Raw genomic sequence first — 22,062 nt, 5'->3', positions numbered from 1 at the left:
CTCTAAAACGAACTTTAAACTAATATTTTTTATTAAACTTCTTTTTATATATTGTTTAATTATTTTAGGCTAAACTCACCGCAAAAATTCATAAGGAGAAAAAATGAGTTTGTATGATAGAAACTACGCTAAGCAAAATCAAGAGGAGCTTGCGTATTCTCAAAGCTCACTAAGCACTTTTATAAAACAGACTTATCAACTTTTTGCAGCATCACTACTTTCAGCTACTGCTGGCGCTTATGTAGGCATTAGTATCGCTGGCGTTTTTGCGGCAAATAGATTTTTGTTTTGGGGACTTGTGATACTTGAGTTTGTTCTACTTTTTGGACTAATGGCGGCTAAACGCAAAGAGGGATTAAATTTAGTGCTTCTTTTTGCATTTACATTTGTAAGCGGTCTTACGCTAACTCCGCTACTTTCAGCGATCCTTGCTATGCCAAGTGGCGCTAGCATCGTAGCTCAAGCGTTTGGCTTGACGACAGTTGCATTTGGTGCTCTAAGCGTCTTTGCGATGAATACAAAACGCGACTTTACAACGATGGGCAAGATGCTATTTATAACTTTGATAGTTATCGTTGTGGCAGCGATCATCAACATTTTCGTTAAAAGCACGATGTTTCAACTAGTAATCGCAAGTATTTCATCGATCTTATTTAGTGCTTACATACTTTTTGATACACAAAATATCATCCGTGGCAACTACGAGACACCAGTTGAGGGTGCAGTTGCTTTGTATCTTGATTTTGTAAATTTATTTACATCATTACTACAAATTTTAGGCATTTTTAATAGAAATGACTAATGACGAGCGCATCTACCGAGTGATAGATGCGAATCTAAATAGGCTAAAAGAAGGGCTTCGCGTCGTTGAAGATATAAAAAGATATGTCTTTGACGATGCTAAGCTCGCCTATAAGATAAAGTCCCTCCGCCACAAGGCAAAGATCCCACAAAAAGAATTTTTAAAATTTAGAAATTCACAAAATGATGTCTTAAAAACCAGCACAAAAAGCGAGCAAGAAAGATCAAATTTAGACGAGATCATCACTGCAAATTTCAAGCGTGCCCAGGAGAGCGCTCGCGTGCTTGAAGAGTGCTTTAAGCTTGTAAATTTAGAGCGAGCCGAGCTTTTTAAAAGCATAAGATACGAGCTTTATGAGCTTGAAAAAGAACTTTAACTAAAAATTTAAATCTTTTCTTGTATAATCGCAAACTATTTAAAAAATTTAAAGGAAATTTCGTGAGTTTAATATTTTTAATCTTGCAATTTGTTCTAGCTGTCGTTATCACGATCGCAGTTTTACTCCAAAAGAGCTCATCTATCGGTCTTGGAGCATACAGTGGAAGCAACGAGAGCCTTTTTGGAGCAAAAGGACCAGCTGGGTTTTTAGCTAAATTTACCTTTGTGGTAGGCGTTTTGTTTATCCTAAACACACTTGCACTCGGATATTTTTACAACAAAGATCTAAAACGCTCTATCGTTGATAGTGTCGATAGCAAATCTCTAGTCATACCAAAATCAAACGACGTGCCAGCAGCTCCTAGCGCACCACAAAATCCAGTAAAATAACAATGATAAAAACGTTTTTAGCGTCACTTTTGACGCTAACGTTTGCTTTGGCAGACGCTCACATCCTAGTTTATCACCGCTTTGACGATCCAAGGCACGTTAGCACAGATATTTCTATCCAAAATTTAAGAGAGCAGTTTGAATACTTTAAAAATAACGGCTATGAAGTTGTCAAGCTATCAAGGCTTGTCGATGCGGTAAATGCTGGCGAACCGATCCCTGATAACTGGATCGTTATCACCGTTGATGATGGATACAAAAGCTTTTACAATAACGCTCTTGAGCTTTTTAAAGAGTATAACTACCCATTTGCTTTGATGGTCTATGTAGAGGCAAGCGCGAACAAATATGGTGATTATTTAGACTTTGATCAGATCAAAGAGCTAGAAGCTTACGGAGAGATCGGCTATCACTCATACGCTCATCCAAGGATGACTAAACTTAGCGATGAGGCCTTAAGAGAGGACTTTGTAAAGGGCGTTGAGACCTTTGAAAAGCATATGGGTTATAAGCCTAAATACTTCGCAGTGCCTTACGGTGAGATCGATAGTAGGGTCGTCTCTTTGGCAAAAGAATTTGGCTTTTTAGCACTTTTAAATCAAAACTCAGGTGCAGTTTCAGATAAAAGCGACGTTTATGATCTTTACAGAACGCCAGTGATGAATGGTACAAAGATAGCGCTAACTTTTAATAGTAAATTTTTAAATGCTCAGTGGATATTTCCAGAGGGCTATCCGCAAAACAATGCGATCGACAAGCTCATCATCAAGACCGACACTAACGCAAGTGAGGGCAGTTTTTTCATGACTGGCTTTGATGGCTTTAGAAAAGTACCTATGACAAATGGCGTTTTTGAGTGTAAATTTAACCCACCGCTTGATAAACGCAAAGTGTTAATGTCGCTAAAAGTAGATCATCACAGAAGCACAAAACTTCTAATAAAGGACACCAATGCTAAATAAAATTTACGATACCCAAAAAGAGGGTTGCGAAAAGGCGATCGCTTCTTTAAAACGCGATTTTACAACGCTTAGAACTGGCAAGGTAAATATCAATATCCTAGATAACGTCATGGTTGATTATTATGGCTCGCCAACTCCGCTTAATCAAGTAGCCACTGTGCTTACGAGCGACGCTTCGACTATCGCTATCACACCTTGGGAAAAGAGCATGATAAAAGCGATCTCATCAGCCATCCAAGCTGCAAATATCGGCATCAATCCAAACAGCGACGGCGAGAGCGTTAAGCTATTTTTCCCACCGATGACTGTCGAGCAACGCCAAGAAAATGCAAAACACGCAAAAGCTATGGGCGAAAAGGCAAAAGTTAGTATAAGAAACGTGAGAAAAGACGCAAACGACGAGGTCAAAAAGCTTGAAAAAGACAAGGCTATAACCGAAGACGAGAGCAAAAAAGGTCAAGACGAGGTTCAAAAGATAACTGACACCTACACCGCAAAGATCGACACTCTCGTAAAAGAGAAAGAAGCTGAGCTTTTAAAAGTATAAATTTCATTTAGAAATTTGCCCCTTTGCAAATTTCTAAACCCCCATTTTAGCCATGTAAAGTGGCTAAATTTCATCCTTTAAAGGACGACCTTGTATATCATCACCGAGCTAAAAGCTGCATTTGCTGATAAAAAAATTTTGTTTCTTACCATTTTGGCGTTTAGTTTGCCTACCATCTTTCTTAGTTCAAGTCAGATCATTGAGGATTACAGAGGTTTTTGGCTGCTTGAGCCACTGCTTTTGGTCGCTATCTATCTAAATAAAAGGCAAATTTTACTCCCTTTATATTTTTTGATATTTGGCGCAACACTTTACTTTTTTGGCCTTAAGCTAAGCGGTCATGCCAGCGATCTTGTCGCACTTTATCTCATGGCTTTTGTGCTTTTATTCTCTCTAAATTTCGCCAAAGATAATGAGAAATTTATAAGCCAGAGCCTGGCAAGACTATTAAATTTACTCATCTCATTTGCCCTTTTTCACCTTTTTTTTCTTGGCATTTTTGCTGTTTGTGCGGGGCTTAACTACCTATTTGGGCTGGAGCTCTCAACCAGCCACAGGACGCAGAGGCTCTACTTGACGCTGGTCTCTTTTGGTCTGCCATGTCTATTTCTCTTTTTTGAGAGCAAATTTAGCGAGTACAGACTCTTAAATTTCATCAAGATCGCCATAAATTTCATCCTAAATCCCGTGCTCATCATCTATGTGGCGCTTTTAAATTTATACTGCATTTATAGGCTCGCGATCCTTGAGCTGCCCCGTGGCGGAGTGGCCTACATCGTGCTTGCCTGCTTGATCGCTGACTTTGTTTTAAGAGGGCTAAATTTACTTATCAAAAGCCAAATTTATGATCAAATTTTCAGGCTCTTGCCACTTTTTGTCATCTTGCCTAGCGTTTTGCTTTGGTGGGGCGTCATGCACAGGGTCGGTGAATACGGCCTAAGCGAGCCTAGGATATATCTCATCGCCTGCGTGATATTTGCAAATTTGAGCTATTTTGTGATGATATTTTTTAGGGATTTCCCTTATAAATTTCTAGCATTTTTGATGGTATTTGGCATATTTTTCACCCATTTTGTCCTTGATACGAAGCTGCTTACCATAAATTCTCAAAAAGAGCTTTTGCTAAGAGAGCTAAGGTCGCTCAATTTACTTGATAGTAGTGGCTCGCTAAGTGGCGATGTGAGCAAGATAGGCGAAGAGAAGCTCTACTTTTTGCAAGATAAATTTGACTATCTCGTAGAAAACGGCGATAAATTTGCGCTAGAAAATAAAAAATTTATATCAAATTTAGAGAGTATCTCGGAGAAAAAGTGGCAGATATTTAGCATTAACTCAGGTAACATCGGTATAAACGTCAAAGAGGCGACCATAAAAAGCGTAGTCTCAAGCAGCAAAAATGGCGATGATCTTGTTATACAGCTAGATAATGAAAGAGTTAGTATAAATATGCAAAAGCACCTAGAAAAAGCGCTTGCGAGTTTAAATTTAAAGCCAGACGGCGACTTTGGCGCTGAGATATTTGAGCGGCTAAAAGAGCAGCTTTTGATCCTTAAAGTAGGCAAAAGGGTCTTTGTTCTGCGCTTTATGGAAATCGTGCAAAAAAACGGAGTTTATAAATTTTACGACGCAAGCGTGCTTTTTTATATGGAGGATGCGCAGCTAAAATAGCGAGCCCTGCGTGAGTTTTGGCTTTATGACAAAGCTTTTTCTGTGAAAGTCTGAGTAGCCAAATTTAGCTATGGCATCTATGTGCGACTTCGTGCCATAGCCCTTGTGCCCTGCAAAGCCGTATGCTGGATAAAATTTATCCCAGCCGTTCATCAAGCGATCACGGCTTACTTTTGCTAGGATGCTGGCTGCACTTACCCCAGCTACCTTGCCGTCAGCCTTTATCATCGTGGTTATACCCACGCCGTAGTCTAAATTTCCATCGTAAATGATCTCAAAGCCCTCAAAATGCGCCTTAAAAAGCTTGAGTGCTCGCCTTAGGCACTCACTTAGTCCAAGCTCGTCTATCTGGGCATTTGAGAAGTAGGCGATGAGGAAATTTGAGCTTTTTGTGATCTCTTTAAAGAGCTTCTCGCGCTTTTTTGCGGTTAGTTTTTTGGAGTCGTTTAGGCCAGGAATTTCACTATTTAGCACGCAAGCAGCCACGCTTAGTGGTCCAGCTAACGCCCCACGTCCAGCCTCGTCGATACCGCAAATTTTAGCCATTACAGCCCGACTTCATCACTAAAGTAAGGTCTTAGCTCCTCAAGTGGGACGCTGATTTGCTCCTCGTTTAAAAATGTAAGTCCAAGCGGCGAAAGCACGAAGTTGTCGCTCACGCCAGCATTTGCAAGGATCGCTTTTAGATGGCTATCGTTTATATCTTTAAAAATTTGCTTTAGCTTTAGCTTTTTGTTTGTTGCAAGCGAGATCACCTCGCAGTTTGTTTTTTCGTTTTTGTAGGTGCAAACGCTCTTTATCTTGTCGTTGATGTAGTAGATCTCTTTTAGGCTCTCATACTGGTTGTTTGGCCATTTTTTGCGCTCGCTTTTTAGGTCGTAAAACTCTGCAAGAAGCTTGTTTTTATACTTTTTGGCTGAGTCTTTAGCGAAGATGTCGTTAGTGATGGCTTCATATCTTGTGCCGTTTGACTCGGTCATTTGGATGCCGATATTTAGGATCTCATACTCTTCTTCTTCTTTTACGGTGGCGTTGTAGGCTTTGTTTTTGACGATTATCTTGCCTTTTAGCTCGCCATTTTCGTTTTTAACGTCTAAATTTATCTTGTCTGAGACCGCATTTAATGAAGAAATTTCACTGCCATTTTGCTCTAAAGAGCCCTTTTCATAGTCATATTTAGCGCCGTCAAAAAAGATGTGACCGCTTATCTTAGGCGGGACTTTAAAGCTCTTGGTTTGTTTGAAATTTTCAAATTCATCTTTGAAATAGTTTAGATAAACTTCAAATTCAACCCCGTTTGCGTTGCCTGTAAATTTGTAGAATTTAGCCCAGTTTTCGTGGTTTATCTCGTAGCCAAAAAGGCTTACAGCGATGAATAAGATCCCAAAAAATGCTCTCATGTCCGTCCTTTATAGTTTTTTTGATTATAACTATTTTATCTCTAGGCTTTTAAAATGATAATCAAACAAAGAGTTTAAATTTATAAACCTAGGCTCCACCTAGAAAATGGCAATATCTCGCATTTTATCCCTTCCACGCTTAGCTCGGCTTGGTTTGCGACGCTTATTATTTGAAGCTTACTAACGCCCAGCTCTTTTAGGCTCACGTGGAGTTTTTTAAATTTCAAAAAGATGATCTCAGGCGCAGAAAAAGGGACGCATATGATCGCAAGCTTCCTTTTAGTAAGGAAAAAATCAATCTCTTTTGTATAGTAAATTTCATCTTTAAATTTAAGTAGCTCACAAAAAACGACATTTGCAAAGACAGCCAAAAAGTCCTTTTTTAGGTATAAAGCGTTGCGAAGTGCGAAATTTGTAAAGTAAATTTTCTTACTCGTGCTGCTCTCATCTAAATTTGGCACAAACTCAACATATCCGCTCTCATTTAGCCATGCGATCGCACCATAAACGCTATCTTTTGAAATTTTCATCTGCTCTTTTAGATTTTTGTAGATGGCGAAGGCACTCACTGTGTCGTGGCACTTTGTTGCGCACTCTTTTAAGATGGCGATGCTTTGCTCGTTTAAATTTGCTCTTAAGAGCTGCTGCAAGTGAGCTGTGACCTCGCTGGAGTCCAAAAAGGCGCTTGCTATCTCGTTGCCATGGGCTAAAAAGTAGCTAAAAAGTAGGTCTTGGTCTAAATTTTTCTTAAAAAATAGTATAAATTCCTCGTAGTCAAGATAGTTTAAATTTATGCGTGCAAAGCCATCAAGCGATAGTGAAAATTCCTTGCTTGTAAGGATGATATTTTCAAGTGCAGCGTCCTTTAGAAAGTCTAAATTTACAAGATCAGCGCCTTGTAAATTTTCAACTGCGAGCGCCTTTATCTGGCTATTTTTTTCTAAAAACTCCTTTAAATTTACTAAAAGCGAGACTCTATCTATCCTTAGATCGTCTAAATTTATATAAAGTCTCTCCTCGCTCTTGTAATGGCTCAAAAACTCATAAACAAGGGCTGTTTTGCCACTTGAAATAGCGCCTATTATAAGCGTCTTTGGCGAGATGATCTCATATTTTCTTGGGATAAATTTTGCATTTTTAATGGGTGCTTGATAGAGCGTCTCTAAACTTTTCAAATTTGACCTTTTTTAGCTTTTTGAAATTATAGCCACTTCCTTTTAAAAAGGAAAATATTGTTTTAAATTTTAAAAAATGAACAAAATTTAGAAATAAAAAATAAAAATTTAGTCTATAAATTTATAAAATTTTTGAAAAATAAATTCTCCATTTGCAAGATACTTTCCTTATCAAAAGGAAATAATTAATCAAAATTCAACAAAAAATAGCGTTTTTCTTGACAACTATAATAGCTTTTTTGTAAAATCGCAGTCTCTTTACGAAAGACCTATGTCTTGCTCGTACGATCGCTTGATCCTATGCGAGTTATTTTGATGTAAAGAGGTCGCGAGTTTGCGACAAGTTCTTTTTAAAGGAAAACACATGGAAAGAATCAGGTTAAAGCTAAAAGCTTACGACCATAGAGTTCTAGACCGCACTGTTGCAGCAATCGTAGAAGCTGTCAAACGAACAGGTGCCGACGTTCGTGGCCCGGTACCAATGCCTACAAAGATCAAACGCTATACAGTCTTAAAATCTCCACACATCAACAAAGACTCACGTGAGCAGTTTGAGATGAGAATACACGCTCGTATGCTTGACATCGTAGCTGCTACTCCAGAAACTGTAGATAGCCTAACAAAACTCGACCTAGCTCCAGAAGTTAATGTCGAAGTTCGTGCGATGAAGTAAGCGGACAAAAGGATAAGAGTATGGAATATATTGTAGAAAAAATAGGCATGAGTAGAACGATTGCCACGAAGAGTACGCCAGTTACACTACTTAAGCTAGTTGAGGCTAAAGTATGTGAGATCGACGAAAACAAACGTGCTATCGTAGCGTATGCCCACACTAAAGCAAATAACAAAGCTATCGCTGGTCAGCAAAAGAAATACAATCTGACTGCAGAATTTAACAAATTTGCTACGCTTGAAGTAGCTAATAGCGAAGTTGGAAACCTAGACTTTACACCATTAAATGAGGCTAAAATTTTAAAAGTTAGCTTTAACTCAAAAGGTAGAGGCTACCAAGGTGTGGTAAAAAGACATGGTTTCGGTGGTGGTCCAAAAAGCCACGGCTCACGTTTCCACAGACGCCACGGTTCAATCGGTAACTGCGAATGGCCAGGTCGTGTTCAACCAGGTATGAAAATGGCAGGACACATGGGCAATGAGAAAGTTACTGTTAAAAACGAGCTAATAAGCTTTGACGCTCAAAATGGCATCGTAGTTGTAAAAGGTTGCGTTCCTGGTCACAATGGTGCAATGGGTAAAATAAGGATTGTAAAATGAGTAAAATTCACGTATTAAACGATAAATTTGAAAATTCAGGCGAGTTAGAGCTTCCTGCAAGCTACGCTGAAGTAAATCCGCACAACCTATATCTTTATGTAAAATCTTACCTTGCTGGTATAAGAGCAAATACGGCTCATACTAAAAGCCGTGCTTTTGTAAGCGGCGGTGGTAAAAAACCATGGAGACAAAAAGGACGTGGTGGTGCAAGAGCAGGTTCAACTAGAACTAACGTTTGGGTAGGCGGTGCAGTTGCATTTGGTCCAACAAACGAGAAAAACTATTTTCAAAAAGTCAATAAAAAACAAAAAAGACTAGCTCTTGAGTACGCTTTAGCAGCAAAAGCACAAGATGGTAAAATTTTCGCAGTAGATAGCATCTCAATCGAGTCTGGAAAGACAAAAGATGCAGCTAATATCATCAAAAATTTAAAAGTAAAAGATGCGCTTATCGTTAAAGATTTACTAGACGATAAAACACTACTTGCTTTTAGAAATTTAGCAAACTGCTATGTAGTAGATGCAAATGAGGTAAATGCTTATCTTGTCTCTACATTTAGTTCGGTTATCATTGAAAAAGCTGCACTAAAAACTATAACAAAAGAGGGCTAAAATGGCGGATATAACTGATATCAAAACAATTATTTATACAGAAAAAACTCTAGGCCTTCAAGAACAAGGCGTTGTTGTTATCCAAACTTCACCAAGAGTTACAAAAAACAGCTTAAAAGCAGTTTTACAAGAGTATTTTGGAGTAACGCCTGTTCGCGTAAATTCACTTAGAATTAGCGGCAAGGTTAAGCGTTTTAGAGGAAGAGCAGGCCAACGTGACGAGATAAAGAAATTCTACGTTAAGTTACCTGAAGGCGTAAGCCTAGAAAATACGGAGGCGTAAGATGGCTATAAAATCATATAAACCATATACACCTAGTCGTAGATATATGACTGGACTAAGCTCTGAAGATATAACAGCTAAACCAAGCGTTAGAAGCTTGCTTGTTAAACTACCTGCATCTGGTGGTAGAAATAACAATGGTCGTATAACTTCAAGACATAAAGAAGCAGGTGCAAAAAAACTTTATCGTATAATCGACTTTAAACGTCGCAAATTTGGTATAGAAGGTAAAGTTGAAGCGATCGAGTACGATCCAAACAGAAACTGCCGTATCGCTCTTATAGCTTACAAAGATGGCGAAAAACGCTATATCATTAGACCAAATGGCCTAAATGTTGGCGACGTTATCGCATCTATCGATGAGGGCTCACTAGATATTAAACCAGGCAACGCTATGAAATTAAGATTTATCCCAGTTGGTACTATCGTTCATAACGTAGAGCTAAAACCTGGCAAAGGTGCTCAGATAGCTCGTTCAGCTGGCGGTTATGCTCAGCTAATGGGTAAAGAAGAGAAGTATGTTATCTTAAGAATGCCAAGTGGTGAGATGAGACAAGTACTAGCTGAGTGTATGGCAAGTATCGGTGTAGTTGGCAACGAAGACTGGGCTAACATCACTATAGGTAAAGCTGGACGTAATCGCTACCGCGGTATCCGCCCACAAACACGTGGTTCTGCTATGAACCCAGTTGATCACCCACACGGTGGTGGTGAAGGTAAGAAAAATTCAGGCCGTCATCCAGTTACTCCATGGGGTAAACCAACCAAAGGTGCTAAGACTCGCCGTAAAAAAGCTAGCGATAAGCTTATAATTTCAAGAAGGAAAGGAAAATAGAGATGGCAAGATCACTCAAAAAAGGTCCTTTCGTAGATGATCATGTAATGAAAAAAGTTATTGCCGCAAAAAATGCAAACGATAACAAACCAATCAAGACTTGGTCAAGACGTAGCACGATTGTACCTGAAATGATTGGACTAACATTTAACGTTCACAATGGCAAGAGCTTTATTCCTGTATATGTTACAGAAAATCATATAGGCTATAAACTTGGCGAATTTGCTCCAACACGCACATTTAAGGGTCATAAAGGCTCAGTGCAAAAGAAAATCGGCAAGTAAGGGGAGATGATATGAGTAAAGCAATTATAAAATTCGTAAGACTTTCTCCTACAAAAGCAAGACTTATAGCAAGAGAAGTTCAAGGTATGAATGCCGAGCTAGCACTTGCAAGCTTGCAGTTTATGCCAAATCGTGGTGCTAAATTTATAGCAAACGCTATTAGCTCAGCAGTAGCAAATGGCGGATTTGAGCCAGAAGAGGTTGTAGTAACTAGTTGCCGCGTTGATGCTGGTCCTGTATTAAAGAGATTTAGACCAAGAGCAAGAGGAACAGCGAGCAAAATTCGCAAACCTACTTCTCATGTAATGGTAGAAGTATCTAAACCTGAAAAGAAGGAAGCATAATATGGGACAAAAAGTAAATCCAATAGGTCTTAGACTAGGAATTAACCGCAACTGGGAATCTAGATGGTTTCCAACCAAACAAAGTCTTCCTGAAAATATCGGCGAAGATTACAAAATTCGTGCATTTTTAAAGAAAAAACTTTACTATGCAGGAATTAGCCAAATTCTAATAGAAAGAACGGCTAAAAAACTTCGTGTAACCGTAGTTGCAGCCCGTCCTGGTATCATCATCGGCAAAAAAGGTCAAGATGTTGAAAACCTAAAGAACGAAGTTAGCAAACTTATCGGTAAAGAAGTAAATGTAAATATTAAAGAAGAAAGAAAAGCTCAAGCTTCAGCTCAACTTGCTGCTGAAAACGTAGCTATGCAACTTGAAAAGCGTGTCGCATTTAGACGTGCTATGAAAAAAGTTATCCAAGGTGCTCAAAAATCAGGCGCTAAAGGTATCAAAATTTCAGTTGCTGGTCGTTTAGGTGGCGCTGAGATGGCAAGAACCGAGTGGTATCTAGAAGGTCGCGTTCCGCTTCATACTCTTAGAGCAAAGATAGATTACGGTGTAGCTGAGGCTCATACAACTTATGGAAACATAGGTATTAAAGTATGGATTTTTAAAGGTGAGGTTCTTCAAAAAGGTGTTCAACCTGAGAAAACTGAAGAAGAAGCACCTAAGAAAACACGTAGAGCAAGAAGAGGTAAATAATTATGTTGATGCCTAAAAGAACGAAATTTCGTAAGCAAATGAAAGGTCGCAACCGTGGTTATGCGACTCGCGGAGCATCTTTAGCAACTGGCGAATTTGCACTTAAAGCTATTGAGGCTGGTAGAGTAAATTCACGCCAAATAGAAGCTGCTCGTCAAGCTCTAACTCGTCACGTAAAGAGACAGGCTAAAATTTGGATTAGGGTTTTTCCTGATAAGCCACTTACTAAAAAACCTCTACAAACTCGTATGGGTAAAGGTAAGGCTGGAGTTGAAGAGTGGGTTATGAACATTAAACCTGGTCGTATAATATTTGAAATGGCTGGTGTTGACGAAGAGTTAGCTCGTGAAGCTTTAACTTTGGCTCTACACAAACTTCCTTTCAAATCAAAATTTGTAACGCGAGAGAGTGAAAATGAAATATACTGAGTTAAAAGATAAGAGCGTTGCAGAATTAAACGCGTTGCTAAAAGAGAAAAAGGTGCTTTTATTTACATTGAGACAAAAGCTAAAAACTATGCAGTTAAGCAACCCTAATGAGATTAGTGCTGTTCGCAAAGAGATAGCTCAGATCAACACTGCAATTAGTGCAACAAGACAAGGGGCGTAAAATGGCATTAAAAAGAGAAATTCAAGGTGTTGTTTTACAAAAAGCTGGAGATAAAACAGCTACTATTTTGGTAGAAAGACGCGTTATGCACCCAAGATACCATAAATTTGTAAAACGCTTTAAGAAGTATTTAGTTCATGATGAGAAAAATGAGACAAGAGCAGGCGATACAGTTGTTGCAGTTGAGTGCAGACCACTTTCAGCTCGCAAGAATTTTCGCTTAAAAGCTGTATTGGCAAAGGGAGTTGAGTAATGATTCAAAGTTTTACAAGACTTGCAGTTGCTGATAACAGCGGCGCAAAAGAGTTAATGTGTATAAAAGTTCTTGGCGGCAGCAAAAGAAGATACGCTACACTTGGCGATATTATAGTTTGCTCTGTTAAAAAAGCTCTTCCAAATGGTAAGATCAAAAAAGGACAGGTTGTAAAAGCTGTTGTTGTAAGAACTAAAAGAGAGGTTCAAAGAGATAATGGTTCGCTAATCCGCTTCGACGAGAACGCAGCTGTTATACTTGATAGCAAAAAAGAGCCAGTCGGCACTCGTATTTTTGGACCAGTTGGACGTGAAGTTAGATATGCTAACTTTATGAAGATTGTTTCGCTAGCTCCGGAGGTTTTATAATGGCTAATGTAAAATTTAAAGTCAAAAAAGGCGATACTGTAAAGATCATCGCTGGTGACGATAAAGGCAAAACTGGTAAAATTTTAGCAGTTATTGCAAAAAAAGGTCAGGTTATAGTTGAGGGATGCAAAATAGCTAAAAAAGCTATCAAACCAAGCGAAAAAACTCCAAATGGTGGTCACGTAAATAAAGAGATGCCAATTGATATATCAAACGTCGCGAAAGTTGAAGGATAAGAGATATGAGTAGATTAAAAGATAAATTTAACGAAACTATCAAACCAGCTCTCGTAAAAGAATTTGACATCAAAAATCCAATGCTTATCCCTGCGCTCGAGAAAATCGTGATCAGTGTAGGTGCTGGAGACTCTGCGAAAGATCAGAAAGTGCTTCAAAATATGGCTGATACCATTTCACTTATCGCTGGACAAAAAGCGGTTATCACTGATGCTAAAAAATCAGTTGCTGGCTTTAAAGTTCGCGAAGGCTTCCCTGTTGGTATCAAAGTAACTTTGAGAAAAGAGCAAATGTATGCTTTCTTAGATAAGCTAATAAGCGTTGCTCTTCCAAGAGTTAAAGACTTCCGTGGTCTTCCAAAAAATGGCTTTGACGGACGTGGAAACTATAACTTTGGTCTTAGCGAGCAGCTAATGTTTCCAGAGGTTGAGTATGATAAAATTTTACGAACTCATGGTATGAATATTACGATTGCTACTACGGCTAAAAATGATAAAGAGGCATTCAAATTGCTAGAGCTATTTGGTGTGCCGTTTGCAAAAGGAAAGTAAAATGGCAAAGAAATCAATGATAGCAAAAGCTGCACGCAAGCCAAAATTTGCGGTTCGTGGCTATACTAGATGCCAAATTTGCGGTCGTCCGCACTCTGTTTATAAAGATTTTGGAATTTGCCGTGTTTGCCTAAGAAAAATGGCTAACGAAGGCCTAATACCTGGTCTTAAAAAAGCAAGTTGGTAAGGAAGAGAAATGTTGAACGATTTAATATCAGATGGATTAACACGCATTAGAAATGCAAGTATGAGAAGACTTGAGACTGCTAAATTGCTTCATTCTAAGGTTGTTGAGGCTACTCTTTCTATCCTTGCAGCAAAAGGCTATATCGAGAGCTACAACGTTATCGAAGAAGGTAACAAGAAATTTATAAATGTAGTTTTAAAGTATGATGAGTACGGCAGAAGCGTTATAAACGAGCTTAAAAGGGTTTCAAAACCTGGTCGCCGTGTTTATCAAGGCAAAGACGACATTAAGCGCTTTAAAAATGGTTACGGAACAGTTATCGTTAGCACAAGCAAAGGCGTTATGAGCGGTATTGAGGCAAGTAAAGCTGGCGTTGGCGGCGAGGTTCTTTGCACCGTTTGGTAATAGTAAAGCAACGTTTCGGCGTTGTTTTAAATTTAGAAATTTAACTTTAGCTAGGTGAAATTTTATATTTCGCCAAGGCTAAATTTAGTCAGGTTTCGTCAAATTTGACGATCAAATTTACGGCATTGTGGTGTTTATTCGTAAATGTAGGAACACCCTAGACAAGTAAAGGAAAAAAATGTCACGTATTGGAAAACAGCCTATCGCTATCCCAAGTGGTGTAGACGTTAGCGTTGAAAATAATGTCCTAAAATTTAAAAAGGGCAATCACTTAAAAGAGCTTGACACAAAAGGTCACGTTGATGTCAAGATAGAAAATGGTCATATAGTTTTTGCTCCAAAGGGCGAAGATCGCCAAAGCAGAGCTTACTGGGGAACATATAGAGCACTTGCTAACAACATCGTAACTGGTATCACTCATGGCTTTACTCGCCAGCTTGAGATCAACGGCGTTGGTTACAAAGCAGCTGCAAAAGGTAAAATTTTAGAGCTTTCTCTTGGTTTTTCACACCTTATCAACTATGAGTTACCAGCAGGCGTTGAAGCTAGCGTTGATAAAAACGTTATTACTATCAAAGGTGACGACAAACAAGTAGTAGGTCAAGTGGCTGCTCAAGTTAGAGGATTTAGACCACCTGAGCCATATAAAGGCAAAGGCGTTAAATATCTAGAAGAACGTATCATCCGCAAAGCGGGCAAGACATCTAAGAAGTAAGGGGCGGTAAATGACAGCAAAAGTACTAAAAAGAAAAATCGCTCTTAGAATTAAGAGAAAAAGAAGAATCAGAGGTAAAATTTCTGGTGTTGCAACTTGCCCAAGAGTTTCTATTTTCAAATCAAACAGGACTCTTTATGTTCAAGCGATTGACGACGTTACAGCTACTACACTAGCTGCAGTTGATGGTAGAAAAATAGGCATAAAAGCAAACAAAGAAGGTGCGGTCACTTTAGCTAAAGAATTTGCTAAGGCTTTAAAAGCTAAGAAGATAGATGTTGCAGTTTTTGATAGAAATGGTTATTTATACCATGGTGTTATTGCAGCATTTGCTGAAGCTTTAAGAGAAAATGGCATCAAGCTATAACCCAAAGGAAAATCGATGGAAAAATATAATAGAGAAGAATTTGAAGAAGTAATCGTCGATATCGGTCGGGTTACAAAGGTTGTTAAAGGTGGTCGTAGATTTAGATTTACAGCTTTAGTTGTTGTTGGTAATAGAAATGGCCTAGTTGGCTTTGGATATGGCAAAGCTAAAGAGGTGCCAGATGCGATGAGAAAAGCGATTGACGACGCATTTAAAAATATTATCCACGTTAAGATTAAAGGCACAACTATCCCTCACGATGTAGAGGTAAAATATAACGCAAGTAGAATGCTACTTCGCCCAGCTAGCGAGGGTACTGGTGTTATCGCTGGTGGTAGTGCACGTCCTATTATCGAGCTTGCAGGTATTAAGGATATCCTTACTAAATCACTTGGCTCAAACAACTCAGCAAACGTCGTTCGTGCTACTATAAAAGCACTTAGTTTGCTAAAAAGCTAAGAGAAAGGAGTTAAGATGGCATTAGAAAAATTAACACCTGCTGCAGGTTCAACTCATTCAACTAAAAGAATAGGTCGTGGTCAAGGCAGTGGCAATGGCAAAACTGCTGGCAAAGGCAACAAAGGTCAAAGAGCAAGAAAAGGCTATAATGAAAAAAGAGGTTTTGAGGGCGGACAACAACCACTTCAAAGACGTCTTCCAAAAGTAGGCTTTGCTTCTAAATTTGAAAAACCTTATGTTATCAATGTTGAAAAGATCGCAGCTATAAAAGAGCTTGCTGAAATTTCAATAGCAACAATAGCTAGCGTTCATAAAATTTCAAAGAGCGTTACTAAGATAAAACTAATCGGTGCAAGCGCAAAAGCTCTTGCTTCAAAGATCAAAGACGAGAACGTTAGCGTTAGCGGAACAAAATAATGGATAAAACACTGACCAACAAGATTTTAATCACGTTGGCATTTTTGTTCGCATACAGGATACTGGCTTATGTGCCAGTTCCTGGTGTTAATGTCGACGTAATTAAAGAATTTTTCAATTCAAACAATAGCAACGCCTTGGGTCTATTTAATATGTTTAGTGGTAAAGCCGCTGAGCGTTTAAGTATCATATCTCTAGGCATCATGCCTTACATCACAGCTTCGATCATCATGGAGCTTCTAGCAGCGACATTTCCAAAGTTAGGTCAGATGAAAAAAGAGCGCGACGGTATGCAAAAATATATGCAAATCATACGTTATGCAACCATCGTTATCACTCTTGTACAATCAATCGGCGTTTCTATCGGACTTCAAAGCTTAAGCGGTCGTGGCGGCGAGCAAGCTATCATGATAGATATGAATTTATTTATCGCGATCTCTGCTGTATCTATGCTAACTGGCACTATGCTACTTATGTGGATAGGCGAGCAGATCACGCAGCGCGGTATAGGCAATGGTATAAGTCTTATCATCTTTGCGGGCATCGTCTCTGGCATACCTAGTGCGATCGGTGGAACTGTTAATTTGGTAAATACTTCTGAGATGAATTTCCTAACAGTTATCGCTATTTTGGTGATTATTCTAGCGACCATTGGTGCTATTATCTTTGTCGAGATGGGCGAAAGACGTATCCCTATTTCTTACTCAAGAAAAGTGATAATGGAAAATCAAAACAAGCGTATAATGAACTATATACCGATCAAAGTAAATTTAAGTGGCGTTATCCCACCGATATTTGCTAGTGCGATTTTGATGTTTCCAAGCACTATTTTGCAGGCTAGCACAAATCCAGTAATACAGGCTATCAACGACTTTTTAAGTCCAAATGGCTATATGTTTAATGTTTTAACATTTTTATTTATTATCTTCTTTGCGTTTTTCTACGCATCTATCGTCTTTAACACAAAAGATATAAGTGAAAATTTGAAAAAACAAGGCGGGTTTATCCCTGGTGTTAGACCAGGTGAGAGTACGGCTAGCTATCTAAATGAAGTAGCTGGCAGGCTAACTTTAGGTGGAGCTTTATACTTAGGTATCATTTCAACACTACCTTGGGTACTTGTAAAGACTATGGGCGTACCATTTTATTTTGGTGGTACATCAGTGCTTATCGTGGTTTCAGTAGCACTTGATACGATGAGGCGTATAGAAGCCCAGTCTTATACAAACAAATATCAAACTCTAAGTGCAGTAGGTCTATAAAATGGCTATCACGCTAAAAAGACCAGCTGAGATAGAGAAAATGAGAGCGGCGAATAAGATCGTCGCTCGAACACTTGATCACGTTTCTACGATCATAAAACCCGGAATTTCCCTTCTTGAGATAGATAAAATTTGCGAAGATATGATAAGAGCTGCTGGAGCAAAACCTGCCTTTAAAGGGCTTTACGGCTTTCCAAATGCAGCTTGCATAAGCGTCAATGAAGTGGTGATCCACGGAATTCCAAACGAATACAAACTAAAAGAGGGCGATATCGTTAGTGTTGATATTGGCTCAAATTTAGATGGTTATTTTGGTGACTCGGCTAGGACTTTTGGGGTTGGTAAAATTTCAAAAGATGACGAGGATTTGATCGCTTGCTCAAAAGACGCGCTTTATTTTGCGATTGATTTTATAAGAGCTGGTATGCATTTTAAAGAGATTAGCTACGAGCTTGAGAAATTTATACTAGGTAGAGGCTATGTGCCTTTGCGCGGATATTGCGGCCATGGCATAGGTAAAAGGCCACACGAAGAGCCAGAAATTCCAAACTATATTGAAGGGAACAACCCAAAAGCTGGACCAAAGATAAAAGAGGGAATGGTTTTTTGTATAGAGCCGATGATCTGCCAAAAAGATGGCACGCCAGTTTTGGGGAGCGATAACTGGAAAGTAACCTCAAAAGATGGTTTGAGAACTAGCCATTATGAGCATTGTATGGCGATAGTTAATGGCAAGGCTGAAATTTTAAGTCAAGCGTGAAATTGAGAGAAAAATTTAAAGAAAGGAGAATTTGTGGCAAAAGACGATGTCATTGAGATTGATGGAAATGTTGTTGAAGCACTGCCAAATGCAACTTTTAAAGTTGAGCTCGACAACAAACATATAATTTTATGTCATATCGCCGGAAAGATGAGAATGCATTATATAAAGATAATGCCTGGCGACCGCGTAAAAGTAGAACTTACGCCATATAGCCTAGACAAGGGCAGGATCACTTATAGATATAAGTAAATTTAGGCTCTTGGCAAATATGCTAAGTAAATTTAAAGCTGGTTTTGGATAAAATCCAAGCTTTGCGAAAAGCTGTATGAAGAATTATTTTCAAAGTTCCCCACTTATTTTGAAAATAGTTGGTTTAAATTATTTCTTTAGACCTGATGCAGCCCCTAAAAAAGTGGAATAAATTTTTAGGAGACTAAAATGAAAGTTCGTCCTTCTGTAAAGAAGATGTGTGACAAATGTAAAATTGTCAAACGTAGTGGCATAATTCGTGTTATCTGCGAAAATCCAAAACATAAACAAAGACAAGGATAAGGCATGGCACGTATTGCAGGTGTAGATTTACCAAACAAAAAGAGAATAGAGTACGGTTTGACTTATATCTATGGTATAGGTCTTTACAAATCTCGTCAAATCCTTGACGCAGCTGGGATTTCTTATGATAAGAGAGTTTATGAGCTTAGCGAAGACGAAGCAGCAGCTATTCGTAAAGAAATTCAAGAGCACCACGTCGTTGAGGGTGATTTGAGAAAACAAGTTGCTATGGATATCAAAGCTCTTATGGATCTTGGAAGTTATAGAGGTCTTCGCCACAGAAAAGGTCTTCCTGTTCGTGGTCAAAAGACTAAAACTAATGCTAGAACCAGAAAAGGCAGACGTAAAACTGTCGGCGCGGCTACTAAGTAAGGCAAGGGTTAAAGGATAATAAATGGCGAAAAGAAAAATTGTTAAGAAAAAAGTAGTTAGAAAAAGCATAGCCAAAGGTATCGTTTATATCAGTGCAACATTTAACAATACTATGGTAACTGTAACTGATGAGATGGGAAATGCTATTGCATGGAGTAGTGCAGGTGGCTTAGGCTTTAAAGGTAGTAAAAAATCAACTCCTTATGCAGCTCAACAAGCCGTAGAAGATGCTTTAAATAAAGCAAAAGAGCACGGCATTAAAGAAGTTGGCATCAAGGTTCAAGGTCCAGGTAGCGGACGTGAAACGGCTGTTAAGAGTGTAGGTGGTGTAGAGGGTATAAAAGTAACTTTCTTCAAAGATATCACACCTTTACCACACAATGGTTGCAGACCGCCAAAACGCCGCCGCGTATAATTAGAGAAAATTAGGAGAAATTATTATGGCTAGATATACAGGACCTGTTGAAAAATTAGAAAGACGTCTTGGTGTGTCTCTTGCGTTAAAAGGCGAAAGAAGACTTGCTGGTAAAAGTGCTTTGGAAAAAAGACCTTATGCGCCAGGACAACACGGACAAAGAAGAGCAAAAATAAGCGAATATGGCTTACAACTTCGTGAGAAGCAAAAAGCTAAATTTATGTATGGTGTTTCAGAGAAACAATTTAGAAGATTGTTCCAAGAAGCAGCACGCCGCGAGGGCAACACTGGTGCTCTTTTGGTTCAACTACTAGAGCAGAGATTAGACAATGTTGTTTACAGAATGGGCTTTGCAACGACTCGTCGTTTTGCTCGCCAGCTTGTAACTCACGGACATATTTTAGTAAATGGCAAGAGAGTGGATATCCCATCTTACAGAGTGGAGCCAGGCTCTAAAGTAGAAGTTGCTGAGAAATCTAAAAACAATCCACAAATCGTTCGTGCGATCGATCTTACAGCTCAAACTGGCATCGTTGCATGGGTAGATGTGGAAAAAGAGAAAAAATTTGGAATTTTCACTAGAAATCCAGAAAGAGAAGAGGTTATCATTCCTGTTGAGGAAAGATTTATAGTAGAGCTTTACTCAAAATAATAGAGGGTATAAAGATGAGAAAGATTACTACATCAGCTTATATGCCAACTGAAATAGAAGTTAAAAGTGTTAGCGAAAATGTAGCTAACATTACAGCATATCCTTTTGAAGCAGGTTATGCTGTTACTTTGGCTCACCCGCTTCGCCGCCTTCTTTACACAAGTACGGTAGGTTTTGCTCCTATTGGTGTAAAGATAAAAGGCGTTAGCCACGAATTTGATAGTATGCGCGGCATGCTTGAAGACGTGGCGTTTTTTATTATAAATTTGAAGAAGATCAGATTTAAACTAAAAAGCAGCAGTGAGCGTGAAGTTATAGAGTATAGCTTTAAAGGACCAAAAGAGATAACTGGAGCTGATCTAAATAACGATCTAGTTGAGATCGTTAATCCAGACGCATATCTTGCGACTATCAACGAAGATGCTGAGCTAAATTTCTCAGTTATCATCCAAAAAGGTATCGGATATGTTCCTAGTGAAGAGATCAGAGAAGAGATCGAAGACGACTTTATCGTACTTGACGCTTTCTTTACACCAGTTAAAAAAGCAGTTTATGAGATACAAAACGTCTTGGTTGAAGATGACCCAGACTACGAGAAAATCGTATTTACGATTACAACAGATGGTCAAGTTGGTCCAGTAGAAGCTTTTAAAAATTGTTTAGAAGCTATGTATCAGCAAATGTCAGTATTTAAAGGAATTTTGGATATTGATGTTAGCGCTCCAGTTGCTAGCTCAAGCGCAAGCGGCGAGTTCTCAAAGCTACTTTCTAGTGTAGAAGATCTAAATTTAAGCGCTAGAAGCTTTAATTGCCTTGATAAGGCCGATATAAGATTTATCGGTGAGCTTGCGTTGATGGACGAAAACGAGCTTAAAGAGCTTAAAAATTTAGGTAAAAAATCTCTTGAAGAGATAAAAGCGGTTATGGAAGAGATAGGCTATCCAGTTGGTGTCGATGTGTTAAAAGATAGCAAAGAGCAACTCAGAAAGAAAATAACCGAGCTAAAATCACAAATGAGTGCAAAAGAATAAAAGGACAATAGATGAGACATAAACACGGATATCGCAAACTTGGTAGAACGTCATCTCATAGATCTGCATTGCTTAAGAATTTAGCGATAGCTATAATCAAAAGCGAAAAGATAGAGACAACTTTACCAAAAGCAAAAGAGCTTAGAAGCTATGTTGAAAAGCTTATCACAAGAGCTAGAAAGGGCGACTCTAACGCTCACAGAGCAGTATTTGCTTCTTTACAAGACAAAGAGACTACAAATAAGCTAGTTACTGAAGTAGCTCCAAAGTTTAAAGAGCGCAACGGTGGCTATACAAGGATCATCAAAACTCGCGTTCGCAGAGGCGACGCAGCAGAGATGGCTTATATAGAGCTAGTAGCTGAATAATCCCCAGAGAGCCTATCTGGCTCTCTTTTCTTTCTAAATTTATCTTTTTACGTTTTTATCAATTTTCATTTTTTAAAAGCTTTTTAAAATTATCCATCCTATTTCCTAGCAAATTTTCATACAAAATTTGGTTTTTTGGTGTTCTAGTGGGGGTGATGGGTTGGTGCTAGTGTAAATTTATATATTGGTTTTAAAATATAAAAATTGGCTAGACATTCATAATATCAAATTTAATGTATTTCAAATTTATAAAAATAATCTCATAAATTTTAAATTTCACCATTCTGTTTTCTAGCAAATTTACAAGTTAGAGTATTATAAATTTTTAGCTTTTCAAAGTATTCAGGTAATTGGCACTGGGTTAGTGAAAGTTTATATAGACGTATTAAAACAAAATTGGCTAGACGCTCATAATATCAAATTTAATGT

The 22,062-nt window shown here is 38.6% G+C and carries 38 protein-coding genes; 35 read left to right on the top strand and 3 right to left on the bottom strand.

Annotated elements, in window-relative coordinates; translation table 11 throughout:
- The first annotated feature begins 103 nt into the window (after positions 1-103).
- From CYP77_RS03675 to CYP77_RS03650, 6 genes are all read left to right on the top strand, one after another.
- Positions 104-802, top strand: coding sequence for a Bax inhibitor-1/YccA family protein (locus CYP77_RS03675; protein ID WP_103567070.1), 699 nt, complete (start codon positions 104-106; stop codon positions 800-802).
- Positions 795-1,178, top strand: coding sequence for a hypothetical protein (locus CYP77_RS03670; protein WP_021089275.1), 384 nt, complete (start codon positions 795-797; stop codon positions 1,176-1,178). The genes CYP77_RS03675 and CYP77_RS03670 overlap by 8 nt, the downstream gene beginning before the upstream one ends.
- Positions 1,179-1,240: 62 nt before the next feature.
- The gene (secG, locus tag CYP77_RS03665; RefSeq protein WP_021087232.1) at positions 1,241-1,570 is read left to right on the top strand and encodes a preprotein translocase subunit SecG; all 330 of its coding nucleotides are present in this window, start codon (positions 1,241-1,243) and stop codon (positions 1,568-1,570) included.
- A 2-nt stretch (positions 1,571-1,572) separates the two neighbouring features.
- Complete coding sequence (locus tag CYP77_RS03660) at positions 1,573-2,532, top strand: polysaccharide deacetylase family protein (RefSeq protein WP_021092547.1); 960 nt, start codon at positions 1,573-1,575, stop codon at positions 2,530-2,532.
- Complete coding sequence (gene frr / locus CYP77_RS03655; RefSeq protein WP_103567071.1) at positions 2,522-3,079, top strand: ribosome recycling factor; 558 nt, start codon at positions 2,522-2,524, stop codon at positions 3,077-3,079. The genes CYP77_RS03660 and frr overlap by 11 nt, the downstream gene beginning before the upstream one ends.
- Before the next feature lie 90 nt (positions 3,080-3,169).
- Positions 3,170-4,747 carry a DUF4153 domain-containing protein gene (locus tag CYP77_RS03650; protein WP_103567072.1) on the top strand — a complete coding sequence of 526 codons (1,578 nt, stop codon included), beginning with the start codon at positions 3,170-3,172 and terminating at the stop codon, positions 4,745-4,747.
- Here the strand turns inward: CYP77_RS03650 and CYP77_RS03645 are convergent.
- From CYP77_RS03645 to CYP77_RS03635, 3 genes are all read right to left on the bottom strand, one after another.
- Complete coding sequence (locus CYP77_RS03645) at positions 4,739-5,293, bottom strand: ribonuclease HII (protein ID WP_103567073.1); 555 nt, start codon at positions 5,291-5,293, stop codon at positions 4,739-4,741. The genes CYP77_RS03650 and CYP77_RS03645 overlap by 9 nt on opposite strands.
- Positions 5,293-6,147 (bottom strand): S-adenosylmethionine tRNA ribosyltransferase, encoded by an 855-nt coding sequence (locus CYP77_RS03640; RefSeq protein WP_103567074.1) that lies wholly within the window; start codon positions 6,145-6,147, stop codon positions 5,293-5,295. Before CYP77_RS03640 ends, CYP77_RS03645 begins: the two co-directional genes overlap by 1 nt.
- 80 nt (positions 6,148-6,227) lie before the next feature.
- On the bottom strand, positions 6,228-7,322 hold the full coding sequence (locus tag CYP77_RS03635; RefSeq protein WP_103567075.1) for an ATP-binding protein: 1,095 nt from the start codon (positions 7,320-7,322) through the stop codon (positions 6,228-6,230).
- 364 nt (positions 7,323-7,686) lie between these two features.
- On the opposite strand from CYP77_RS03635, the gene rpsJ reads away from it, so the two are divergent.
- The 29 genes from rpsJ (at position 7,687) to rplQ (ending at position 21,633) form a co-directional block, all read left to right on the top strand.
- Complete coding sequence (rpsJ, locus tag CYP77_RS03630; RefSeq protein WP_009295257.1) at positions 7,687-7,995, top strand: 30S ribosomal protein S10; 309 nt, start codon at positions 7,687-7,689, stop codon at positions 7,993-7,995.
- A 20-nt stretch (positions 7,996-8,015) separates the two neighbouring features.
- The gene (rplC, locus tag CYP77_RS03625) at positions 8,016-8,594 is read left to right on the top strand and encodes a 50S ribosomal protein L3 (protein ID WP_002941563.1); all 579 of its coding nucleotides are present in this window, start codon (positions 8,016-8,018) and stop codon (positions 8,592-8,594) included.
- On the top strand, positions 8,591-9,205 hold the full coding sequence (gene rplD / locus CYP77_RS03620; RefSeq protein ID WP_021089209.1) for a 50S ribosomal protein L4: 615 nt from the start codon (positions 8,591-8,593) through the stop codon (positions 9,203-9,205). The genes rplC and rplD overlap by 4 nt, the downstream gene beginning before the upstream one ends.
- Position 9,206: 1 nt before the next feature.
- Positions 9,207-9,488 carry a 50S ribosomal protein L23 gene (locus CYP77_RS03615; RefSeq protein WP_002941535.1) on the top strand — a complete coding sequence of 94 codons (282 nt, stop codon included), beginning with the start codon at positions 9,207-9,209 and terminating at the stop codon, positions 9,486-9,488.
- 1 nt (position 9,489) lies between these two features.
- Positions 9,490-10,323: a 50S ribosomal protein L2 gene (gene rplB / locus CYP77_RS03610; RefSeq protein ID WP_103567076.1), complete on the top strand. Its 834-nt coding sequence runs from the start codon at positions 9,490-9,492 to the stop codon at positions 10,321-10,323.
- A gap of 2 nt (positions 10,324-10,325) precedes the next feature.
- Positions 10,326-10,607 (top strand): 30S ribosomal protein S19, encoded by a 282-nt coding sequence (rpsS, locus tag CYP77_RS03605; protein ID WP_002941639.1) that lies wholly within the window; start codon positions 10,326-10,328, stop codon positions 10,605-10,607.
- Between the two features lie 11 nt (positions 10,608-10,618).
- On the top strand, positions 10,619-10,951 hold the full coding sequence (rplV, locus tag CYP77_RS03600; RefSeq protein ID WP_009295259.1) for a 50S ribosomal protein L22: 333 nt from the start codon (positions 10,619-10,621) through the stop codon (positions 10,949-10,951).
- Between the two features lies 1 nt (position 10,952).
- On the top strand, positions 10,953-11,651 hold the full coding sequence (gene rpsC / locus CYP77_RS03595) for a 30S ribosomal protein S3 (protein ID WP_002941650.1): 699 nt from the start codon (positions 10,953-10,955) through the stop codon (positions 11,649-11,651).
- A 2-nt stretch (positions 11,652-11,653) separates the two neighbouring features.
- Complete coding sequence (gene rplP / locus CYP77_RS03590; protein WP_103567077.1) at positions 11,654-12,079, top strand: 50S ribosomal protein L16; 426 nt, start codon at positions 11,654-11,656, stop codon at positions 12,077-12,079.
- Positions 12,066-12,260: a 50S ribosomal protein L29 gene (gene rpmC / locus CYP77_RS03585; RefSeq protein ID WP_002941625.1), complete on the top strand. Its 195-nt coding sequence runs from the start codon at positions 12,066-12,068 to the stop codon at positions 12,258-12,260. Before rplP ends, rpmC begins: the two co-directional genes overlap by 14 nt.
- Before the next feature lies 1 nt (position 12,261).
- Positions 12,262-12,513, top strand: a complete 252-nt coding sequence (gene rpsQ, locus CYP77_RS03580) for a 30S ribosomal protein S17 (RefSeq protein WP_002941511.1) — start codon at positions 12,262-12,264, stop codon at positions 12,511-12,513.
- Entirely contained in the window at positions 12,513-12,881 is a 369-nt protein-coding gene (gene rplN / locus CYP77_RS03575) for a 50S ribosomal protein L14 (protein ID WP_002941516.1), read from the top strand. The genes rpsQ and rplN overlap by 1 nt, the downstream gene beginning before the upstream one ends.
- Complete coding sequence (gene rplX / locus CYP77_RS03570) at positions 12,881-13,117, top strand: 50S ribosomal protein L24 (protein ID WP_103567078.1); 237 nt, start codon at positions 12,881-12,883, stop codon at positions 13,115-13,117. The genes rplN and rplX overlap by 1 nt, the downstream gene beginning before the upstream one ends.
- Before the next feature lie 5 nt (positions 13,118-13,122).
- Entirely contained in the window at positions 13,123-13,668 is a 546-nt protein-coding gene (gene rplE, locus CYP77_RS03565) for a 50S ribosomal protein L5 (RefSeq protein ID WP_002941643.1), read from the top strand.
- A gap of 1 nt (position 13,669) precedes the next feature.
- Positions 13,670-13,855, top strand: coding sequence for a type Z 30S ribosomal protein S14 (locus tag CYP77_RS03560; RefSeq protein ID WP_002941532.1), 186 nt, complete (start codon positions 13,670-13,672; stop codon positions 13,853-13,855).
- Positions 13,856-13,864: 9 nt separating this feature from the next.
- Positions 13,865-14,260, top strand: coding sequence for a 30S ribosomal protein S8 (gene rpsH / locus CYP77_RS03555; RefSeq protein WP_035169968.1), 396 nt, complete (start codon positions 13,865-13,867; stop codon positions 14,258-14,260).
- 178 nt (positions 14,261-14,438) lie between these two features.
- Complete coding sequence (gene rplF / locus CYP77_RS03550) at positions 14,439-14,975, top strand: 50S ribosomal protein L6 (protein ID WP_002941606.1); 537 nt, start codon at positions 14,439-14,441, stop codon at positions 14,973-14,975.
- Between the two features lie 10 nt (positions 14,976-14,985).
- Positions 14,986-15,342 (top strand): 50S ribosomal protein L18, encoded by a 357-nt coding sequence (rplR, locus tag CYP77_RS03545; RefSeq protein WP_021091120.1) that lies wholly within the window; start codon positions 14,986-14,988, stop codon positions 15,340-15,342.
- Between the two features lie 15 nt (positions 15,343-15,357).
- Positions 15,358-15,801: a 30S ribosomal protein S5 gene (gene rpsE, locus CYP77_RS03540; protein ID WP_002941646.1), complete on the top strand. Its 444-nt coding sequence runs from the start codon at positions 15,358-15,360 to the stop codon at positions 15,799-15,801.
- Positions 15,802-15,816: 15 nt separating this feature from the next.
- Complete coding sequence (gene rplO / locus CYP77_RS03535) at positions 15,817-16,218, top strand: 50S ribosomal protein L15 (RefSeq protein ID WP_103567079.1); 402 nt, start codon at positions 15,817-15,819, stop codon at positions 16,216-16,218.
- A complete protein-coding gene (gene secY / locus CYP77_RS03530) occupies positions 16,218-17,480 on the top strand; it encodes a preprotein translocase subunit SecY (RefSeq protein ID WP_009295263.1) in 1,263 nt (420 codons plus the stop codon). The genes rplO and secY overlap by 1 nt, the downstream gene beginning before the upstream one ends.
- 1 nt (position 17,481) lies before the next feature.
- Positions 17,482-18,240, top strand: coding sequence for a type I methionyl aminopeptidase (gene map, locus CYP77_RS03525; RefSeq protein ID WP_103567080.1), 759 nt, complete (start codon positions 17,482-17,484; stop codon positions 18,238-18,240).
- Positions 18,241-18,273: 33 nt separating this feature from the next.
- Complete coding sequence (gene infA / locus CYP77_RS03520) at positions 18,274-18,492, top strand: translation initiation factor IF-1 (RefSeq protein WP_002848031.1); 219 nt, start codon at positions 18,274-18,276, stop codon at positions 18,490-18,492.
- A 189-nt stretch (positions 18,493-18,681) separates the two neighbouring features.
- Positions 18,682-18,795: a 50S ribosomal protein L36 gene (gene rpmJ / locus CYP77_RS03515; RefSeq protein ID WP_002941545.1), complete on the top strand. Its 114-nt coding sequence runs from the start codon at positions 18,682-18,684 to the stop codon at positions 18,793-18,795.
- Positions 18,796-18,798: 3 nt separating this feature from the next.
- Entirely contained in the window at positions 18,799-19,167 is a 369-nt protein-coding gene (gene rpsM, locus CYP77_RS03510; protein ID WP_012140556.1) for a 30S ribosomal protein S13, read from the top strand.
- A 22-nt stretch (positions 19,168-19,189) separates the two neighbouring features.
- Entirely contained in the window at positions 19,190-19,582 is a 393-nt protein-coding gene (gene rpsK / locus CYP77_RS03505) for a 30S ribosomal protein S11 (protein ID WP_002941551.1), read from the top strand.
- Between the two features lie 25 nt (positions 19,583-19,607).
- A complete protein-coding gene (rpsD, locus tag CYP77_RS03500) occupies positions 19,608-20,234 on the top strand; it encodes a 30S ribosomal protein S4 (protein ID WP_002941501.1) in 627 nt (208 codons plus the stop codon).
- Between the two features lie 14 nt (positions 20,235-20,248).
- On the top strand, positions 20,249-21,265 hold the full coding sequence (locus CYP77_RS03495) for a DNA-directed RNA polymerase subunit alpha (RefSeq protein WP_103567081.1): 1,017 nt from the start codon (positions 20,249-20,251) through the stop codon (positions 21,263-21,265).
- 11 nt (positions 21,266-21,276) lie between these two features.
- On the top strand, positions 21,277-21,633 hold the full coding sequence (gene rplQ / locus CYP77_RS03490; RefSeq protein ID WP_002941584.1) for a 50S ribosomal protein L17: 357 nt from the start codon (positions 21,277-21,279) through the stop codon (positions 21,631-21,633).
- Positions 21,634-22,062 lie beyond the last annotated feature (429 nt).

Source organism: Campylobacter concisus (assembly GCF_002913865.1).
In the GTDB taxonomy this organism is placed as follows: Bacteria; Campylobacterota; Campylobacteria; order Campylobacterales; family Campylobacteraceae; genus Campylobacter_A; species Campylobacter_A concisus_AM.
The sequence above is the reverse complement of the archived record's forward strand: the minus strand, read 5'-3'. Positions and strand labels throughout refer to the sequence as shown.

What these genes read in the sequence shown, in the direction of transcription:
- rpsE (WP_002941646.1), top strand. Translation starts at nt 15,358, where the DNA reads ATGGAAAAATATAATAGAGAAGAATTTGAAGAAGTAATCGTCGATATC.
- rpmC (WP_002941625.1), top strand. Translation starts at nt 12,066, where the DNA reads ATGAAATATACTGAGTTAAAAGATAAGAGCGTTGCAGAATTAAACGCG.
- rplC (WP_002941563.1), top strand. Translation starts at nt 8,016, where the DNA reads ATGGAATATATTGTAGAAAAAATAGGCATGAGTAGAACGATTGCCACG.
- rplD (WP_021089209.1), top strand. Translation starts at nt 8,591, where the DNA reads ATGAGTAAAATTCACGTATTAAACGATAAATTTGAAAATTCAGGCGAG.
- rpsH (WP_035169968.1), top strand. Translation starts at nt 13,865, where the DNA reads ATGTTGAACGATTTAATATCAGATGGATTAACACGCATTAGAAATGCA.
- CYP77_RS03675 (WP_103567070.1), top strand. Translation starts at nt 104, where the DNA reads ATGAGTTTGTATGATAGAAACTACGCTAAGCAAAATCAAGAGGAGCTT.
- CYP77_RS03560 (WP_002941532.1), top strand. Translation starts at nt 13,670, where the DNA reads ATGGCAAAGAAATCAATGATAGCAAAAGCTGCACGCAAGCCAAAATTT.
- CYP77_RS03670 (WP_021089275.1), top strand. Translation starts at nt 795, where the DNA reads ATGACTAATGACGAGCGCATCTACCGAGTGATAGATGCGAATCTAAAT.
- rpmJ (WP_002941545.1), top strand. Translation starts at nt 18,682, where the DNA reads ATGAAAGTTCGTCCTTCTGTAAAGAAGATGTGTGACAAATGTAAAATT.
- rpsM (WP_012140556.1), top strand. Translation starts at nt 18,799, where the DNA reads ATGGCACGTATTGCAGGTGTAGATTTACCAAACAAAAAGAGAATAGAG.
- rplX (WP_103567078.1), top strand. Translation starts at nt 12,881, where the DNA reads ATGGCTAATGTAAAATTTAAAGTCAAAAAAGGCGATACTGTAAAGATC.
- map (WP_103567080.1), top strand. Translation starts at nt 17,482, where the DNA reads ATGGCTATCACGCTAAAAAGACCAGCTGAGATAGAGAAAATGAGAGCG.
- CYP77_RS03495 (WP_103567081.1), top strand. Translation starts at nt 20,249, where the DNA reads ATGAGAAAGATTACTACATCAGCTTATATGCCAACTGAAATAGAAGTT.
- rplO (WP_103567079.1), top strand. Translation starts at nt 15,817, where the DNA reads ATGGCATTAGAAAAATTAACACCTGCTGCAGGTTCAACTCATTCAACT.
- rplB (WP_103567076.1), top strand. Translation starts at nt 9,490, where the DNA reads ATGGCTATAAAATCATATAAACCATATACACCTAGTCGTAGATATATG.
- frr (WP_103567071.1), top strand. Translation starts at nt 2,522, where the DNA reads ATGCTAAATAAAATTTACGATACCCAAAAAGAGGGTTGCGAAAAGGCG.
- rplN (WP_002941516.1), top strand. Translation starts at nt 12,513, where the DNA reads ATGATTCAAAGTTTTACAAGACTTGCAGTTGCTGATAACAGCGGCGCA.
- rplP (WP_103567077.1), top strand. Translation starts at nt 11,654, where the DNA reads ATGTTGATGCCTAAAAGAACGAAATTTCGTAAGCAAATGAAAGGTCGC.
- CYP77_RS03615 (WP_002941535.1), top strand. Translation starts at nt 9,207, where the DNA reads ATGGCGGATATAACTGATATCAAAACAATTATTTATACAGAAAAAACT.
- rplF (WP_002941606.1), top strand. Translation starts at nt 14,439, where the DNA reads ATGTCACGTATTGGAAAACAGCCTATCGCTATCCCAAGTGGTGTAGAC.
- rplV (WP_009295259.1), top strand. Translation starts at nt 10,619, where the DNA reads ATGAGTAAAGCAATTATAAAATTCGTAAGACTTTCTCCTACAAAAGCA.
- rpsS (WP_002941639.1), top strand. Translation starts at nt 10,326, where the DNA reads ATGGCAAGATCACTCAAAAAAGGTCCTTTCGTAGATGATCATGTAATG.
- rpsJ (WP_009295257.1), top strand. Translation starts at nt 7,687, where the DNA reads ATGGAAAGAATCAGGTTAAAGCTAAAAGCTTACGACCATAGAGTTCTA.
- rpsD (WP_002941501.1), top strand. Translation starts at nt 19,608, where the DNA reads ATGGCTAGATATACAGGACCTGTTGAAAAATTAGAAAGACGTCTTGGT.
- rplR (WP_021091120.1), top strand. Translation starts at nt 14,986, where the DNA reads ATGACAGCAAAAGTACTAAAAAGAAAAATCGCTCTTAGAATTAAGAGA.
- rplE (WP_002941643.1), top strand. Translation starts at nt 13,123, where the DNA reads ATGAGTAGATTAAAAGATAAATTTAACGAAACTATCAAACCAGCTCTC.
- CYP77_RS03645 (WP_103567073.1), bottom strand. Translation starts at nt 5,293, where the DNA reads ATGGCTAAAATTTGCGGTATCGACGAGGCTGGACGTGGGGCGTTAGCT.
- CYP77_RS03640 (WP_103567074.1), bottom strand. Translation starts at nt 6,147, where the DNA reads ATGAGAGCATTTTTTGGGATCTTATTCATCGCTGTAAGCCTTTTTGGC.
- rpsC (WP_002941650.1), top strand. Translation starts at nt 10,953, where the DNA reads ATGGGACAAAAAGTAAATCCAATAGGTCTTAGACTAGGAATTAACCGC.
- CYP77_RS03660 (WP_021092547.1), top strand. Translation starts at nt 1,573, where the DNA reads ATGATAAAAACGTTTTTAGCGTCACTTTTGACGCTAACGTTTGCTTTG.
- rplQ (WP_002941584.1), top strand. Translation starts at nt 21,277, where the DNA reads ATGAGACATAAACACGGATATCGCAAACTTGGTAGAACGTCATCTCAT.
- rpsK (WP_002941551.1), top strand. Translation starts at nt 19,190, where the DNA reads ATGGCGAAAAGAAAAATTGTTAAGAAAAAAGTAGTTAGAAAAAGCATA.
- secY (WP_009295263.1), top strand. Translation starts at nt 16,218, where the DNA reads ATGGATAAAACACTGACCAACAAGATTTTAATCACGTTGGCATTTTTG.
- rpsQ (WP_002941511.1), top strand. Translation starts at nt 12,262, where the DNA reads ATGGCATTAAAAAGAGAAATTCAAGGTGTTGTTTTACAAAAAGCTGGA.